We start from the raw sequence: 15,128 nt of genomic DNA, 5'->3' as shown, positions 1-15,128 counted from the left end.
TTGTGGATTTTTGTTTCTATTTTACCTAACGTAACGCAACATATTTACCTAACGTAACGCAACTTCGGAAAAAAAAATAGAGTGGTTGGATGTCATCCGGATTCTTCATCCCCGCCATGGTGATGGGCACGCTCTTGCTCCCAGCGGCAGCTGGGCCGGCCTCTGCGCAGTCGGGCTATGCGATCGTTCCCAATGAGCGCGGGGACAATCTTACCATTCTGTCCCCCGACCTGAACGTCGTCAAAACCGTCGAGACCTGCGCGCGTCCCCGAGGCATCCATTTCGATTCTGACCATACGAGGTTCTTCCTGGGCTGCGCGGATGACGACATGATCGCGATCTACGACACCGAGTCGCTGGAACTCGTCGGGCGAATCCGTGGCGTACCAGCGCCCGAGACATTTGACCTTCACCCGGATGGACGCCGGTTGATCGTCTCCAACGAGGAAGATGCGGCGGCGTCTGTCTACGACGTGGAGACAGGAGAGTTCCTGGCCGAGTACCTGACCGGAGAAGAACCCGAAGGCGTTCAGGTCACGTCGGATGGGCGCCTGGTATTCGTCGCGTCCGAGGCTGCTAACCTGGTCCATGTGATTGATCTCGAAGCGGATGCCGTGATCGCCGACATTCTTGTCGACACCCGCCCGAGAAGGTTCGCCCTGACCCCGGACGAAAAGGAACTCTGGGTGTCGGCCGAACTCGCCGGCATCGTTAATATCATCGACGTCGAGACCCTGAAGCTCGTCGGCGACATTCCCTTCCTGCCAACCGGGTTCCGCCCGGAACAGGTGACGCCGGTGGACCTTGTAATCACCGCGGACGGGCAACGCGCTTATGTTGCGCTTGGCCGTGCCAACCATGTTGCAGTCGTCGAGGTCCCGAGTCGGAAAGTGATCGACTATGTGCTCGTGGGCAGCCGCGCCTGGGGCCTTGCCCTGACCGCCAACGAGTCGCGTCTCTACGTCGCCAATGGGCTTTCCGATGATGTCACGGTCGTCGACACCAAGAGCCTGAAACCAATCACCTCGATCCCGGTCGGCCGCGTGCCCTACGACATTCTGATCGATGATCGTTAGGGCTCTCGCACTCCTGTTCGTACTCACCTGTCCTGCGGTCGCGCAGGATGTCGCCCGAATGGTCTATCTCGGTGTCGAGGGCGATCCTCACTACGAGCCGCAACCGCTCTACACCGGGCTCTCGTTGCGAGATCGAGAGCGGCCGCTCGAAGGGATACGGCTCGGATTTCGGGACACGCGCGTGCTAGGCCGAGCCCTGGGACTGACGTTCGAGCTGGACGAGGTGATCGCCTCACCCGAGACGCTTTCCGAGGCGCTTACCGACGCTCAAACCTCGCAACCGCTCGCGATCCTGATCGATCTTCCGCCCGAAAGCATGGTCCAGGTTCTGTCCGCCACCGGTACGGACGATCTTTTCATCAACATTAGGGATCGGTCCGGCCGCTGGCGTGGCAAGGACTGCGCCCCGGGACTCCTGCACACTCCTCCTTCTCACGCGATGCTGAGCGATGCGCTGGCCCAATACATGCGGGCACTCGGTTGGACCGACGTGCTCTTGATTCATGGAACGACGGATGCGGATGCGGAACAGACGGCGGCGGCCAGGCAATCCACCACCAAGTTCGGTCTCAAGATCGTCGATGAACGGGCCTTCGAGTTGACCAACGATCCCCGTCTCCGCGACAAGAGCAACATCGCGCTCCTGACGGGCGGCGTTCGATACGACGTGGTGTGGCTGATCGATGATCTGGGTGATTTCGGGCGCTATCTGCCCTTCGCGACCTATTCGCCACGCCCCGTGATCGGATCAGAGGGACTGGTGCCGCGTGCGTGGCACTGGACATTCGAACGCTACGGGGCGCCGCAACTGAACCAGCGGTTCCGGCGCCAGGCGGATCGCGACATGACCTCGGAGGACTGGGCCGCCTGGGTCGCCGTCAAGATCGTCACCGAGGCCGTAGTGCAGGCCCAGTCGGCCGACCGCGCCGCTGTCCACCGGGCACTTCGGGGGGCAGATTTGTCCGTGGATCTCTACAAGGGCGTACGCGGGAACCTCCGCGACTGGGATGGCCAGTTGCGGCAGCCGATCCTGCTTGCAACACCCAACGCGGTCATCGCGGTCGCACCGGTCAGGGGCTTCGAACACCAGTTCGATACGCTCGACACCCTGGGTGCCGACAGGGCGGACAGCGCGTGTCGACGATGAAGAACACCATTGCCCGGGGGGGCGAGATGAACCAGTCTCAGGGAACCACAATAGATTTCGAAGCAATTTGAATGGAGAACACAATGCCGAGAATGATCCTGATCGCTTCGATGTTCGCGTCACTCATGGCAATCGCCGGCGCGCTCCACGCCGATACACCGGTGCTTCGGATCGCGGTCATGGAAGCCGGAACGGTCAACTGGGAGATCGACACCATCGATAACTATGGGCTCGATGCGGCCCAGGGGTTCGACATGGAGGTCCAGGGCATGGCTGGCGGCTCGGCGTCGCAGGTCGCGTTTCAGGGCGGCGAAGCGGATGTGATCGTGTCTGACTGGATCTGGGTGGCGCGCCAGAGGGCCGAGGGCCGGGATTTCGTCTTCGTGCCCTATTCCAAGGCGGTCGGGGGCATGATGGTGCCTGCGGGTAGTACTGCCAAGTCGCTCGAAGATCTCAAGGGGGGTAAGATCGGAATCGCCGGTGGCCCATTGGACAAGAGCTGGATCATCCTGCGCGCCTACGCCGAGAAGTTCCATGGCATGGACCTTGCAGGCGAGACCGAACAGGTCTTCGGCGCTCCGCCCCTCATATACAAGTCAGCGCTCAGCGGTGAATTGGACGGGGCGATCAACTATTGGCATTTCATGGCACGAATGCGGGCGGCCGGCATGACAGATCTAATCTCGGTGGCTGAGGCGGCCGAGGCGCTCGGAATCGATCCGGACATGCCGCTTCTGGGCTACGTCTTCAAGGGGGAAACCCTCCGGGACCAGCCCGAACTTGTCGCGGGCTTCGCAGCCGCCTCGCGCGCCGCGAAGGTACTGCTGAATTCCGACGAGTCCGCCTGGGAGCGTTTACGTCCGCGGATGCCGGCTGCAAATGACGCCGAGTTCGAGGCGCTGAAAGCCGGGTATCGAGCCGGCATACCGGACGGACAGGACGTCGACCTTGGCAGCGCGGCGCGCGTTTTCGAATTGATGGGCGAGCTTGGCGGTTCCGACCTGATCGGTTCGTCCTCCAGCATGCCTGAGGGTGTATTCGTTGAAGTGGGCGGCTGATCGTTCAGGGTCCATCGCGGTCACCGCGACCTCGATTCTGGCGATGGTACTCGGCTGGTGGGCTCTCGCGCTGATCAATGGAGACCCGACGGTACTTCCCGGCCCCTGGCGCGTGCTTCCGCTTGTCGGGGCCGAACTCGCAAGTGGAGACCTGATACACCATCTAGCAGCCACTCTTCGCCGGGTGGCGCTCGCATTTGTCATCGCGATGTCCGTCGGTATTGCTGTCGGCCTCCTGATGGGCAGCAACCAGGGCGCCGACCAGTGGCTTGACCCTTGGCTGATCGCGTTTCTCAATCTGCCGGCGCTGGTGACGATCGTTCTCTGCTACCTCTGGATCGGGCTGAACGAAGTCGCGGCGGTCACAGCCGTGGCGATCAACAAGATCCCGACCGTGGTCGTCACCATCCGTGAAGGAACGCGCGCCCTCGACCGCCAATTGAGCGATGTCGCGACCGTCTTCCGGATGAGCCGGTGGATCCGGTTCCGGCATGTTGTCTTGCCACAGCTTGGCCCGTACATCGCCTCGGCCGGGCGATCTGGGATCTCGTTGATTTGGAAGATCGTCCTCGTGGTCGAGTTCCTCGGGCGAAGTGACGGTATCGGCTTCAAGATCCACCTCTACTTCCAGCTTTTCGATGTTGGCATGGTGTTGGCCTATGCGCTCAGTTTCGTCGTAGTAATGCTGGTGATCGAAGCCCTCTTTCTCCGACCTTGGGAAGCGCATGCCGCGCGTTGGCGGCACGCATGATCTCCGTTTCCATCGACAGCAAGAGCATCGGCGATACAAAGGTGCTTGGCCGCGTGAGCTTCGAGATTTCCGAGGGAGAGACCCTTGCCGTCGTCGGGCCGTCGGGCGTCGGCAAGACGACCCTTCTCAGAGTTCTGGCCGGGTTGGACACTGAATTCGAGGGGCAGGTGCAGGTCCCGGAGCACTGTGCAATGGTGTTTCAGGAACCGGCCCTCCTGCCATGGCGGAGCGCTCTTCAGAACCTGACACTTGTCAACGGTGTCAGCGACGCCGCCGCCCGCGCAGCGCTTGGCGAAGTCGGCCTGCGCGACTTGGCAAATCGGTTTCCCGGGCAACTTTCGCTTGGCCAGCGGCGCAGGCTGTCGCTTGCGCGCGCGTTTTCGGCCGCGCCCGACATGCTTCTGATGGACGAACCCTTTGTCTCGCTCGACGCACCCCTGGTCGAGGAGATGCTGGAGCTCACCGAAAGCCTGCTTGCGTCCCGCTCCATCGCGACGGTCTTTGTCTCCCATGCAATGGAAGAAGCGCAGCGGCTCGCGACCCGGATCGTTCGATTGACCGGAAGCCCAGCGGTATTTGAAGACCCGGCACCCTGACCGTCCGTCAGCCGCCCGCAGAGCGTTTCCGCGATATGCCTCGCGTCGGATCGTACCCCAGAAGCGCGAGCCCCAGAAAAAGCACAAACGCCACGAGCGTCCATCCGATCGCTGGCAGGTTGGCCTGGCCATGGAGCGCGAAGCGGATCGCCTCGACCGCGTGGGTGAAAGGATTGACCGCACAGATCCGGTAGAGCAGCGTCGAACTTTCGGCCATTTTCCAGAGCGGGTAGAGCGCCGACGATAGGAAAAACGCGGGAAAGATCACGAAGTTCATTACGCCGGCAAAGTTCTCGAGCTGCCGGATCGTGGCTGACAGGGCCAGCCCAAGGGCACCGAGCATCAGGCCCGTCAGACACAGGACCGGCAGCACCAGTAGGTATCCCGCTGGCGGCATCACGATGCCGAACGCCGCCGCAATCGCGAGAAATGCATAGACTTGCAGGATCGACACCGCCGTTCCGCCGGCGAGCTTGGAGAACAGCAGCCACCAGCGAGGAAGCGGACTGGTCAGCAGGAGCCGCATCGATCCCATTTCCCGATCGTACACGAGGCTCAGAGACGACTGCATGCCATTGAACAACTGCACCATTCCGCACAGGCCGGGCACGATGTAGACCTCGTAGGTCACGTAGGTGTTGTAGGGTGGTATGATCGAGAGCCCGAGAGCGGAGCCGAATCCGGCGGCGAACACCAGCAGCCACACCAGCGGCCGTACAAGGGCAGAGACAAACCGACCGCGCTGCGCGACAAACCGCAGGACTTCGCGTTCGACAATGGCCCGCAGGGCGACAAGATAGGCTTTCACGATGTCACCGCTGTCATGTCCAGAAAGACCTTCTCGACGGTTTGGCCACCCGCGATCCGCCTGGCCGTGTCATGGGCCAGCACGCCGCCCCGATGGAGGATGACCAGGTCGTCCTCGGCCCGGACCTCATCGACCAGATGGGTCGCCCAGAGCACGGTCAGGGCCTCGTCGGCGCAGAGCCTGTGGACATGGTCCGTGATCGCGGCCCGGCTGGCGGGGTCGAGCCCCACCGTTGGTTCGTCCAGAAGCAGGATCTCTGGGTCGTGCAGGAGGCACCGTGCTATCTCGGTCCTGCGCCGGTGGCCGCCATTGAGGTCGCGAGCGCGCACCGAGGACTTTTCCCCGAGTTCCAGCCTTTCCAGGGCCGCGTCTATCCTTCTTTCTGCATCCCGCCCCGAAAGCCCCCGGAGTGCGGCGTAGTAGGACAGATTTCGACGAACTGTGAGGTCAAGGTCCAGTGTCATCTGCTGGAATACGATCCCCATCCTGGCCAGTGCAGCACGCGGCGACGTGCCAAGGTCGATCCCCGCGATCTCGATGCGCCCGGTGGACGTGGTCGCCAAGCGGGTCAGGAGCGAGAACAGGCTGGTCTTTCCTGCCCCGTTCGGCCCCAACAGCGCACAGAAATTGCCTCGTTCGACTGTGAAGCTGACGTCTTTCAAGACCGGATCGGCACCGTATCCAAAGCTCAGATGCTCCAGTTTGAGTCCAAATACCGACATGCCCAATCACTCCGATGGCGTCCGAGGATCGTCTCCTTGGCCCCACGGGCCACACTGCCCACATATCATTGTCTGGACCTCATTGACCTTCAAAATCATTTCATCATTTCCGAGGCAGTCCACGCTTGGTTGTTTCCTCCTCGACGCAGGTCGCTGCGATTAGGAGGCTCCCAACACATTGCGTGAGTTTAATCGATCCCATCCAGAGCCGGCGCAACCGCCACTGCGACACCAGGGGGACAGTTGGACACTTGGCTAGGCAACGCTATCGTTTACCGAGTTCCACTCTCCGTTTCGATCGCGGGAAGGAAAGCCAGCGTCGTCCCGCTGAATCGGCGCTTGGAAGCGGACTTTCTCTGGGCTCAATCTGAACATCCGCACGGGGCCGTTCACGACGGTCGGAAACCATGCTGCGTGTGCGAGGTGCCGTGACCTGCCAACGGCAGGATTGCGCAGAGCGCGGCCGGACACCACCGTAGGAGCAACTGCCAATATCGCCACCGGGCGCCCCGAGCCCCTCTCGCTTTACTCAACCATCACGGGCGCAGGCCCATATACCCGCGACTTCCGTTCCCCGAGGTTGCGGCAGACGATGATCACCGGCAGCAAGCCGACCGCGACCAGCACGAGGCTCGGCACCGCCGCGCCATCGAGCCGTTCGTCGGCGGCGAGCCGGTGGGCCTGCACGGCAAGCGTGTCGAAATTGAAGGGGCGCATGATGAGCGTGGCAGGCAACTCCTTCATTGTGTCTACGAAGACAATGAGCAGGGCCGTGAGCACCGAGGGCCGCAGGATCGGCACATGCACGCGACGCAGCATTTCCAGCGGCGGCTTGCCGAGGGTGCGGGTCACCGAATCCACGTTGGGGTGGATCGTCCCCAGGCCGCTGTCATAGGCGTTCAGCGCGGCGGCCATGAAACGGACCATGTAGGCGATCACCAGCAACCAGATCGAGCCGGTGAAGAGCAGGCCGGTCGAGATGTCGAATGTGGCGCGCATCCATGCGTCCAGCCTGTTGTCGAGCGCGGCGAAGGGCACGAGTAGGCCCACGGCGATCACGCCTCCGGGCACGGCATACCCTACGCGCGAGACATGCCCCGCAAGGCTCGACACCCGCCCGGGCCAGAGCCGTTGCCGGAAGCCGATCAGGATCGCGCCGAGCACCGTCAGCAGGGCCGCCGTCGTGGCCAGTATCACCGTGTTGCGGGTGAAGCGCAGGTAGCGCTCGGAGAAGAGCGATTGCTCCGAACTCATCCCCATCAGGAAGAGCAAGACGAGGGGCAATGCGAAGCCGAAGAGCACCGGAAGGCCGCAAAGCGCCATGGCACCCCATTTGGGCAGCCCGGTCAGCTGGGTCGGTGGCAGGCGCTCAAAACGTTTCCCGGCCCCGTGGTGGCGTGCCGCGCCGCGCTGGATGCGTTCCATGATCGCCAGCAGCAGGGCGAATGCCAGCAGGCATAGTGCGAGCTGCGCAGCCGCCGCCCGGTCGGCCATGGTGAACCAGGAGGTGTAGATGCCGGTGGCGAAGGTCTGGACCGAGAAATAGGAGACGGTGCCGTAATCGGCGATGGTTTCCATCACGGCCAGCAGAACGCCGCCGGCAATCGCGGGCCGAGCCATCGGCAGGGAGACCCGAAGGAAGGAGTACCAAGGCCCGCGCCCGAGCGCGCGGGCGGCAAGGAAGGCTGTCGCGCTCTGCTGCAGGAAGGCGGCGCGGGCGAGCAGGTAGACGTAAGGATAAAGTACCAGAATCAACATGATAGCCGCGCCCTCGACCGAGCGGATCTCGGGGAACCAGTAGTCGCGCGGTCCCCAGCCCGTCACGTCGCGCAGCAGGCTTTGCACTGCGCCGGGATGGTCGAGGAAATCGGTATAGGCATAGCCCATCACATAGGCCGGGAAGGCCATGGGCAAGGCGAGGCCGATCTCGAAAAAGCGCGCGCCGGGAAAGCGCGTCATCGTCACCAGCCAGGCCGACCCGGTGCCGATGGCGGCGGTGCCCAGGGCGACAATTACCACCAGTTTCAACGTGGTAGCGGAATAGGTCCAGAGCACGGTGTCGGCGAGGTGCCGGAAGGTGTCGGTCGAGCCGAGGGTCGCAGCAACGGTCACGGCCAGCATCGGCAGCAGACATAGGGCCGCAACGAAAAGCGCCCCTCCACGCAGGAGGCCGGTCGCAAATCGCTCGGCCAGGGCGAAGGGGCGCAAGCTCATGATGAGCGTTTTTATCGGACTTTGTTCGGGGCGGAAATCGGAAATAGTGCGGCGGGAGGGCGAGACGCCGAGACAGGGCGGACCGGGCGGGTTATCGACCGAAAAACCGGTCGAATTGGCACAAAGCTCGGTCCGGAACGACCGAAATTCCGGTCGTTTTTGTACCTGGGGGAGCGGCTGCGGTAGGGGTGGCGGTCGAAACGGTTGAAAATGGGCGCTTGAGTCGCTTTTTCGGTCGTTCCTTTATGGGGATTGACCGAAAGAACGACCTATTTGCGTTTGTGCCAACCAATCCCGGAGACTGGCCCACCCGTTGGGCTGAAGATCGTGCGGAGGTTCTGGTCATCGGACCTTGCTGCCCTTCACTGTTGGTCCACCAGAGGGCCGCTTCCTGCGTTTGGCCGACCTAAGGTCAATTCGGGCAACGCCTGCTCTGCATTTGATCTATACTGCTGGCTACTTACCTAGCGTCAACAAACAGTTTCCATCCAACCTATCAATTCCCGATCTCACTCGATGTTATCTATTGGGTGTGGAGGTCCTTTTGGTGGGGGCAACGGCATAGAAGGCACTTGATTGATGTCGCCACCTCCACGCCGAGGATGATCCGTTTTCACTGTAAGTCGTCACCGTAGTCTATCACGAAATGGACCGATCTGAAGATAGAGGCCGGTCGCGTCCCCACAAACGAAGATTCAAGATACACCGCTCTGCGATCGCCTTAAGATCAAGACCTAGCGGCGCTCGTGTCTCAACTGCTTCCTCCGCAAACTCGAAGTTCGTTGATCTTGCATGGATCGATGGAATCTCGACTTGGTTATCCCAAGGCAGAGAGAACTAGAAATCCTCTGTCACTCCTGAATGGACTCTAGGTAATAGGCAAGTGACATCGCTCGACCGGCGGCCATGTAGATGGCTTCGGCCTTGCTGACACCACGATCCTGCAACGCATCGGAAAGGAAAAAGTCGCCTCAAATCGGCATCTCCGAAGGGCCGTGGCCCGGCGCTTCCATTCCCAGGATAATGACATGAAAGACATCAGAAAACGGGAACTTCCCATCCGCCCGTGCCGCGAGATTTGTCAAATTCGGTGGCTTCACCGCGAACAGTTCCGCAACCTCTCCACCGCCTTTGCCATCCTCGCCTCCTCGGGTTTGAACGCTGACCCCTCTTTCGAAAAGAACAACCACCCATTCCGCCCCACAGAACCTTCTGAGCAGTTAAAACATTATTTCGATTTGAGGCGCCAAGGCGCAATGATTTGTATCAAAGGGGAGAGCGACACGCCGAAGCAGGCATTCGAAAAATCTGGTTGGATAGCCGCTCAGTCGGCAAACGATACATTCGTTCTGACCGCAGCATTCAGTACTCTCGGTTCATCGCCGTCACTCGCCGCGCCGATGATGATTGGCGGATCTCTAGAAAAGGAGAGGATAGGACCGGAGACAACAAGATCCGGGCCGGTGGGCTTGTGCCGGGTGCGAACTCGCGGTCGGCCGAAGGGAGCGGCAACCTGTGTCGCCGCTCGGGTGGTTTGCCGGGCGGCTTCGAGGGCTGGTGCCTCGAAGCCGCCGCGGTCTGATCAGGCGTTTTGCAGCGCGTCGATAATCGCGCCGAAATCGGCGGCCTTGAGGGAGGCGCCGCCGACGAGGGCGCCGTCCACGTTCTCGACGGCGAAGATCTCGGCGGCGTTGGAGGGTTTCACCGAGCCGCCGTAGAGCAGGGAAATGGACTTGCCGATCTCGGCGCCGAAGCGCTCGACGAGGCGGGCGCGCATGAAGTCATGCACTTCGATGATCTGCTCCATCGTCGGGATGCGGCCGGTGCCGATGGCCCAGACGGGCTCATAGGCGACGACGAGGTTCTCGCCGGTGGCGCCGTCGGGGATCGAGCCGGCAAGCTGGCTGCCTACGAGGTCCAGCGTCTCGCCGGCATCGCGCTGCTCCAGCGTCTCGCCGAGGCAGACAACGGCCACGAGGCCGGCGCCGATGGCGGCTTGCGCCTTGGCGTTGACGATCTCGTTGGTCTCGCCGTGATCGGTGCGGCGCTCGGAATGGCCGACAATCGCGTAGGCGCCGCCCGCATCCTTGATCATCTCGGCGGAGATGTCGCCGGTATGGGCGCCGTTGGCATTCATGTGGCAGTCCTGCGCGCCGGTGGCGATCTTGCCACGGCCAATGCGCCTGCTCATCCGCTCGAGCAGGGTGGCGGGCGGGCAGATCAGCACGCCGCAGCCCGGATCGGGATAGGCGGCGAGCATCGCGTCGATCTCGGCCAGGGAGGCCTCGGTGCCATTCATCTTCCAGTTGCCGGCAGCAAGTTTCTGCGCCATGGGGAATCCCTCCGTTTGGGCGTTCTGGTTGGCGCTTGCTTGACGCCGGGGGGCGGGCGCGTCAAGGCCTGCAGGGCGCGGCCAAATGATGCCTTCCCGGCGGTTTCATACCGGGTTTGTGCGCAGCGAAGCCGCTATCACCGGACATGCAATGGTCTTCAGTTGTGTTCGGATTGGCCGTATCACAACGCGCCGCACGATCGGAGACGCGTCATTCCCTCCAGGGGGGAGCGGGGCAGTGCCGGTCGCGGCGTTCCCTTTCGGGGGACGGGAAGCTCAGGGTTTCGGCGCGCCCAGGCTCTCGTCGAACTTGATCGATTCGCCACAACCGCAGGCTTCCGTGACATTCGGATTGCGGAACTTGAACCCGGCTTCCAGCAGCGAGACCTCGTAATCGATCTCGGTTCCGAACAGGAACATCTGCGCCATCGGCGCGATCATGACACGCGCGCCATCCTGTTCGACCACCTCGTCATTGGGGTCGATCGTGTCGGAGAATTCGAGCGTGTATTCCATGCCGGCGCAACCGCCCTTCTTCACGCCGAGCCGAAGGCCCTGGTGGCCATCCTTGACCATCAGCTTGACGATCTGGGCCGCTGCGCGCGGCGTCAGGGTAACGGCCTGCTTGCCGGGAATGGAAAACATTGCTCGGTCCTTGTCTCTCATCCGGCCACGAAACGGCCAGATATCTGTGTTTCCTACATGAAGCCCAGCTCGAGCCGCGCCTCGTCCGACATCATCTCCATGCCCCAGGGCGGATCCCAGGTCAGATCGACCTCGACATGCTTGACGCCCGGGATCGGCTCGATCGCCTCGGCGACCCAGCCCGGCATGTCGCCGGCAACCGGGCAGCCCGGCGCAGTCAGCGTCATGGTCACCTTCACCTCGGACTCCGGATTGATGTTGATCGTGTAGATCAGCCCGAGATCATAGATGTTTACCGGGATTTCCGGATCGAAAACGGTGCGGCAGGCTTCCACGACAGAATCGTGCAGCGGGTGTTCCGTATCGGAGGGCCGAATTAGGGGTTCGCCTTCCATGGGGGTCGCGTCAGAGTTCATCATATGCCCAGGGTTGGGGGAATGTTGAGGGATTATATAAGAAATGCCTGCCCAAGCGTCCAGAGGCGTTCGGTTTCGCGCGCCGGTTGAAAGAAAAATCGGACGTTAGGCATTTCTACAGGAATTACGGCTCTTTTCATGGCGATGTGTTCGGTTGGAGGCATTGCCATGGGCATGCAGAAAACATGGTTTGCGATTTGGGCCATTCTGTTGATTGCCGGCTGGCTCATGGCCGGACATATTGAAATGTTCGAGTTGGTATTCAATTTCAGCCGGGCGCACGAGACGTGGGATATCGACGAGGTCTTCAGTTTCATGATCCTGCTGGGCTTGGCTCTGCCGGTGATCCTGACAATCTCCAATACCAAACTGCGCAAGAGCCTTCTGGCGCGACAGAAGGCCGAAGAGCGCGCCCAGCACATTGCGCGCCACGATCCATTGACAGGACTGCACAATCGTCGCGCCATGGCGGAGATCATGCGAGAGCGGATCAAGGATGCCGAGGGCGGCGGTGGCGCGCTGTCAATTCTCCTGATGGATCTGGACCGTTTCAAGCCGATCAACGATTTGCGCGGTCACGATGTAGGTGACCAGATTCTGCAGGAAGTGGCCAGGCGGTTGAAGACTGTCTGCCAGTGGGGGCAGGTGCCGGTCCGCCTTGGGGGCGACGAGTTCGCCGTCGTGATCCCGGAAAACGAGAATTTCGATGCCGCGACCGGGCTGGCCCGACGGATCCTGTCGGCCCTGAAGACCAAGTTCCAGATTGGAGGGGGAGAAATCACGGTCGGCACATCTGTTGGAATTGCGGTCTGGAGCCCCGGAATCGACGAGGAACAGCTGTTCCGTCATGCCGACCAGGCGATGTATCGTGCAAAGCGCGAAGGGCGTGGTCGGCTGAATTTCTTCGATGACGATCTTGGCGAGAGGCTCCGCGAGGAGGCCGAGCTTGAGGTTGAGCTGACCGAGGCCATCGAGGCCGAGGAGATCGTGCCGTATTTTCAGCCCATCGTCGACATTTCGGAGCGTCGGCTTGTCGGTTTCGAAGTGCTTGCGCGGTGGAAACATCCCCGTCTCGGGCAAGTGCCGCCAACGCGTTTCATTGCCCTCGCAGAGGATACCGGCCAGATCAACGCGATCAGCTGGCTGATCCTCCGGCAGGCGTGCAATACGGTTCGGGAATGGCCCGAGGAATTGAGCATTTCCTTCAATCTCTCGCCGCGTCAGTTCCGCGACAGCGAGTTGGCCGAGACGATTTCCGCCGTGTTGCGCAACACGTCCTTTCCGCCCGAGCGGCTTGAGATCGAGATCACGGAGTCGGCAGTGATCGAGGATCTGGGATATGCTCGGGAGACAATCGAGCGGCTTCGCTGGATCGGGATCCGGATTTCGCTGGACGATTTCGGGACCGGGTTTTCCGGCCTTGCGACGCTTTCCCGCCTGCCGTTCGACAAGTTGAAGATCGACCGCAGTTTCGTGACGCAGGTCACGAAGGATGCGCAAAAGGCCAAGATCGTTGCCGGGATCATTTCGCTTGCCGACACGCTTGATCTCAGCGTGACGGCGGAGGGGATCGAAACTGAGGAGACTTACGAATTGCTTGCCGACCTCAATTGCGAACTTGGCCAGGGGTTCCTTTTCGAAAGGCCGTTGCCCGGCGCTGAAATTTCGGAACTTCTCAAGTCAGGGCAGTTGGGAGGTGAACTGGGCTGCAGTGGTGGATCAACTTTGCGCTCCTTGCCCGTCGCAAGCTAGACCCAAGGCCCAGCAGCAGGTTCGGACTTTGCCTGAGACGGGATTGCTGGCTTGAGGGCCGGTAAGGACTGGCTTGAGGGCCGGTAAGGAAATGGTCGGCGGGCTTTCTGAGGCGAGAGAATGACGTCTCGAAGGGCGGAAGAGTGAGGGGCGAGGACGAGCCGCCCGGAGCCGGAAAAGCCCTCCTTTGTCTGGCTGGGCTGCTGGCCGAGATTGCACTCCTGTCTCGCTTCTGAGATTGGAACGCCATGACACAGAGATTCACATTCGAACTTCAAGCGACAGATGACCGGGCCCGCACTGGCGTGATCCGAACGCCGCGAGGCGACATCCGGACACCGGCTTTCATGCCCGTAGGAACCGCGGCGACGGTAAAGGCAATGTTGCCGGAAAGCGTTCGGGCGACCGGCGCCGATATCCTGCTGGGGAACACCTATCACCTGATGCTGCGTCCAACGGCGGAACGGATCGACCGTCTTGGCGGGTTGCATCGGTTCATGAACTGGGAGCGCCCCATCCTGACGGACTCGGGCGGATTCCAGGTGATGAGCCTGACCGATCTGCGCAAGCTGACCGAGAAAGGGGTCGAGTTCCGATCTCATATCGACGGCAGCAAACACATGCTGACCCCCGAGCGGTCCATGGAAATCCAGCGTTTGCTGGGCTCCGACATCGTGATGTGTTTCGACGAATGCCCGGCCCTTCCGGCGGACCGCGCGCGGATCGAAGAGAGCATGCGGCTCTCCATGCGTTGGGCGGAGCGCTCGCGGGACGCATTCGGCGATCGCCCCGGTCACGCGCTCTTTGGCATCCAGCAAGGGGGATTGGAGCAGGATCTGCGCGCCGAAAGCGCCGAAGCGCTGCGGACGATCGGCTTCGATGGATACGCCATCGGCGGGCTCGCGGTCGGCGAAGGCCAGGAGGCGATGTTCGGCGTGCTCGATTTTGCGCCCGAAATGCTGCCACGGGACAAGCCGCGCTATCTCATGGGCGTTGGAAAACCCGACGATATCGTCGGGGCGGTAAAGCGCGGCATCGACATGATGGATTGCGTGCTGCCATCGCGCTCGGGGCGAACGGGGCAGGTCTTCACGCGCCGCGGCGTGGTGAACATCAAGAATGCCCGTCACCAGGACGATCCGCGCCCGCTCAATGAGTATTGCACATGCCCGGCCTGCCAGAAATATTCGCGTGCCTACCTGCATCACGTGTTCCGGGCGCATGAAATCATCTCCTCGATGCTGATGACATGGCATAACCTGCATTATTATCAGGAGCTTATGCAGGGGATGCGCGAGGCTATCTCTGCCGGGCGCTTTGCCGATTGGGAGGCGGGCTTCCACGCGGAACGGGCGCAGGGCGATATCGAGCCGCTCTGATTCCGGTTCGGATCCGGGACAGGCGCGCCGACATTTGTCGCCACAGACCATGCACCGATCGCAGGGGCCCGGGGCTTTTCGCAAGGCGATGTCGTTGCGTGCGGAGCCGTTTCAGCGCACGCAGATTGAATGTAGCCTTTCCAGTGCTTTGCCGGACCCGCGCGACATTCGCAGCGCCAGCTTCCCGTTGGCGGCTTGCCCATGCTCGCAGGGACGGGCACATTGGGCCGGA

At 61.7% G+C, this 15,128-nt stretch carries 14 protein-coding genes; 7 read left to right on the top strand and 7 right to left on the bottom strand.

Annotated features, from left to right (window positions below; genetic code table 11):
• Window positions 1-89 precede the first annotated feature (89 nt).
• The 5 genes from BLR85_RS10330 (at window position 90) to BLR85_RS10310 (ending at window position 4,628) form a co-directional block, all read left to right on the top strand.
• Window positions 90-1,076, top strand: coding sequence for a PQQ-dependent catabolism-associated beta-propeller protein (locus BLR85_RS10330; protein ID WP_093155056.1), 987 nt, complete (start codon window positions 90-92; stop codon window positions 1,074-1,076).
• Window positions 1,066-2,223: a type 1 periplasmic-binding domain-containing protein gene (locus BLR85_RS10325; RefSeq protein ID WP_093155053.1), complete on the top strand. Its 1,158-nt coding sequence runs from the start codon at window positions 1,066-1,068 to the stop codon at window positions 2,221-2,223. The genes BLR85_RS10330 and BLR85_RS10325 overlap by 11 nt, the downstream gene beginning before the upstream one ends.
• An 83-nt stretch (window positions 2,224-2,306) precedes the next feature.
• Window positions 2,307-3,281, top strand: a complete 975-nt coding sequence (locus BLR85_RS10320; protein ID WP_212635058.1) for an ABC transporter substrate-binding protein — start codon at window positions 2,307-2,309, stop codon at window positions 3,279-3,281.
• Window positions 3,265-4,032, top strand: a complete 768-nt coding sequence (locus tag BLR85_RS10315; RefSeq protein WP_425284471.1) for an ABC transporter permease — start codon at window positions 3,265-3,267, stop codon at window positions 4,030-4,032. Before BLR85_RS10320 ends, BLR85_RS10315 begins: the two co-directional genes overlap by 17 nt.
• On the top strand, window positions 4,029-4,628 hold the full coding sequence (locus tag BLR85_RS10310; protein ID WP_093155047.1) for an ABC transporter ATP-binding protein: 600 nt from the start codon (window positions 4,029-4,031) through the stop codon (window positions 4,626-4,628). Before BLR85_RS10315 ends, BLR85_RS10310 begins: the two co-directional genes overlap by 4 nt.
• A 7-nt stretch (window positions 4,629-4,635) precedes the next feature.
• Here BLR85_RS10310 and BLR85_RS10305 read toward each other — a convergent pair whose 3' ends face one another.
• The 7 genes from BLR85_RS10305 to BLR85_RS10275 all read right to left on the bottom strand — a co-directional run bounded on the left by BLR85_RS10305 (window position 4,636) and on the right by BLR85_RS10275 (window position 11,765).
• Window positions 4,636-5,436 (bottom strand): ABC transporter permease, encoded by an 801-nt coding sequence (locus tag BLR85_RS10305; RefSeq protein WP_093155044.1) that lies wholly within the window; start codon window positions 5,434-5,436, stop codon window positions 4,636-4,638.
• Window positions 5,433-6,158 (bottom strand): ABC transporter ATP-binding protein, encoded by a 726-nt coding sequence (locus BLR85_RS10300; RefSeq protein WP_093155041.1) that lies wholly within the window; start codon window positions 6,156-6,158, stop codon window positions 5,433-5,435. Before BLR85_RS10300 ends, BLR85_RS10305 begins: the two co-directional genes overlap by 4 nt.
• A 525-nt stretch (window positions 6,159-6,683) precedes the next feature.
• Window positions 6,684-8,372 (bottom strand): ABC transporter permease, encoded by a 1,689-nt coding sequence (locus BLR85_RS10295; protein ID WP_093155039.1) that lies wholly within the window; start codon window positions 8,370-8,372, stop codon window positions 6,684-6,686.
• A 971-nt stretch (window positions 8,373-9,343) separates the two neighbouring features.
• Complete coding sequence (locus BLR85_RS10290) at window positions 9,344-9,562, bottom strand: hypothetical protein (RefSeq protein ID WP_093155037.1); 219 nt, start codon at window positions 9,560-9,562, stop codon at window positions 9,344-9,346.
• 392 nt (window positions 9,563-9,954) lie between these two features.
• Window positions 9,955-10,704, bottom strand: a complete 750-nt coding sequence (tpiA, locus tag BLR85_RS10285) for a triose-phosphate isomerase (protein WP_093155034.1) — start codon at window positions 10,702-10,704, stop codon at window positions 9,955-9,957.
• Between the two features lie 276 nt (window positions 10,705-10,980).
• Entirely contained in the window at window positions 10,981-11,349 is a 369-nt protein-coding gene (locus BLR85_RS10280; protein WP_093155031.1) for a HesB/IscA family protein, read from the bottom strand.
• Window positions 11,350-11,402: 53 nt separating this feature from the next.
• A complete protein-coding gene (locus BLR85_RS10275) occupies window positions 11,403-11,765 on the bottom strand; it encodes an SUF system Fe-S cluster assembly protein (RefSeq protein ID WP_093155224.1) in 363 nt (120 codons plus the stop codon).
• A 168-nt stretch (window positions 11,766-11,933) separates the two neighbouring features.
• On the opposite strand from BLR85_RS10275, the gene BLR85_RS10270 reads away from it, so the two are divergent.
• Together BLR85_RS10270 and tgt are read left to right on the top strand one after the other, a co-directional pair.
• Window positions 11,934-13,517, top strand: coding sequence for a putative bifunctional diguanylate cyclase/phosphodiesterase (locus BLR85_RS10270; protein ID WP_170844524.1), 1,584 nt, complete (start codon window positions 11,934-11,936; stop codon window positions 13,515-13,517).
• 248 nt (window positions 13,518-13,765) lie between these two features.
• Window positions 13,766-14,896 carry a tRNA guanosine(34) transglycosylase Tgt gene (gene tgt / locus BLR85_RS10265; RefSeq protein WP_093155026.1) on the top strand — a complete coding sequence of 377 codons (1,131 nt, stop codon included), beginning with the start codon at window positions 13,766-13,768 and terminating at the stop codon, window positions 14,894-14,896.
• Window positions 14,897-15,128: the final 232 nt, after the last annotated feature.

This window comes from Aliiruegeria lutimaris, from assembly GCF_900099935.1.
Lineage (GTDB): Bacteria > Pseudomonadota > Alphaproteobacteria > Rhodobacterales > Rhodobacteraceae > Tropicimonas > Tropicimonas lutimaris.
Note: the sequence above shows the minus strand (reverse complement) of the source record. Positions and strands in the feature narration are given on the sequence as shown.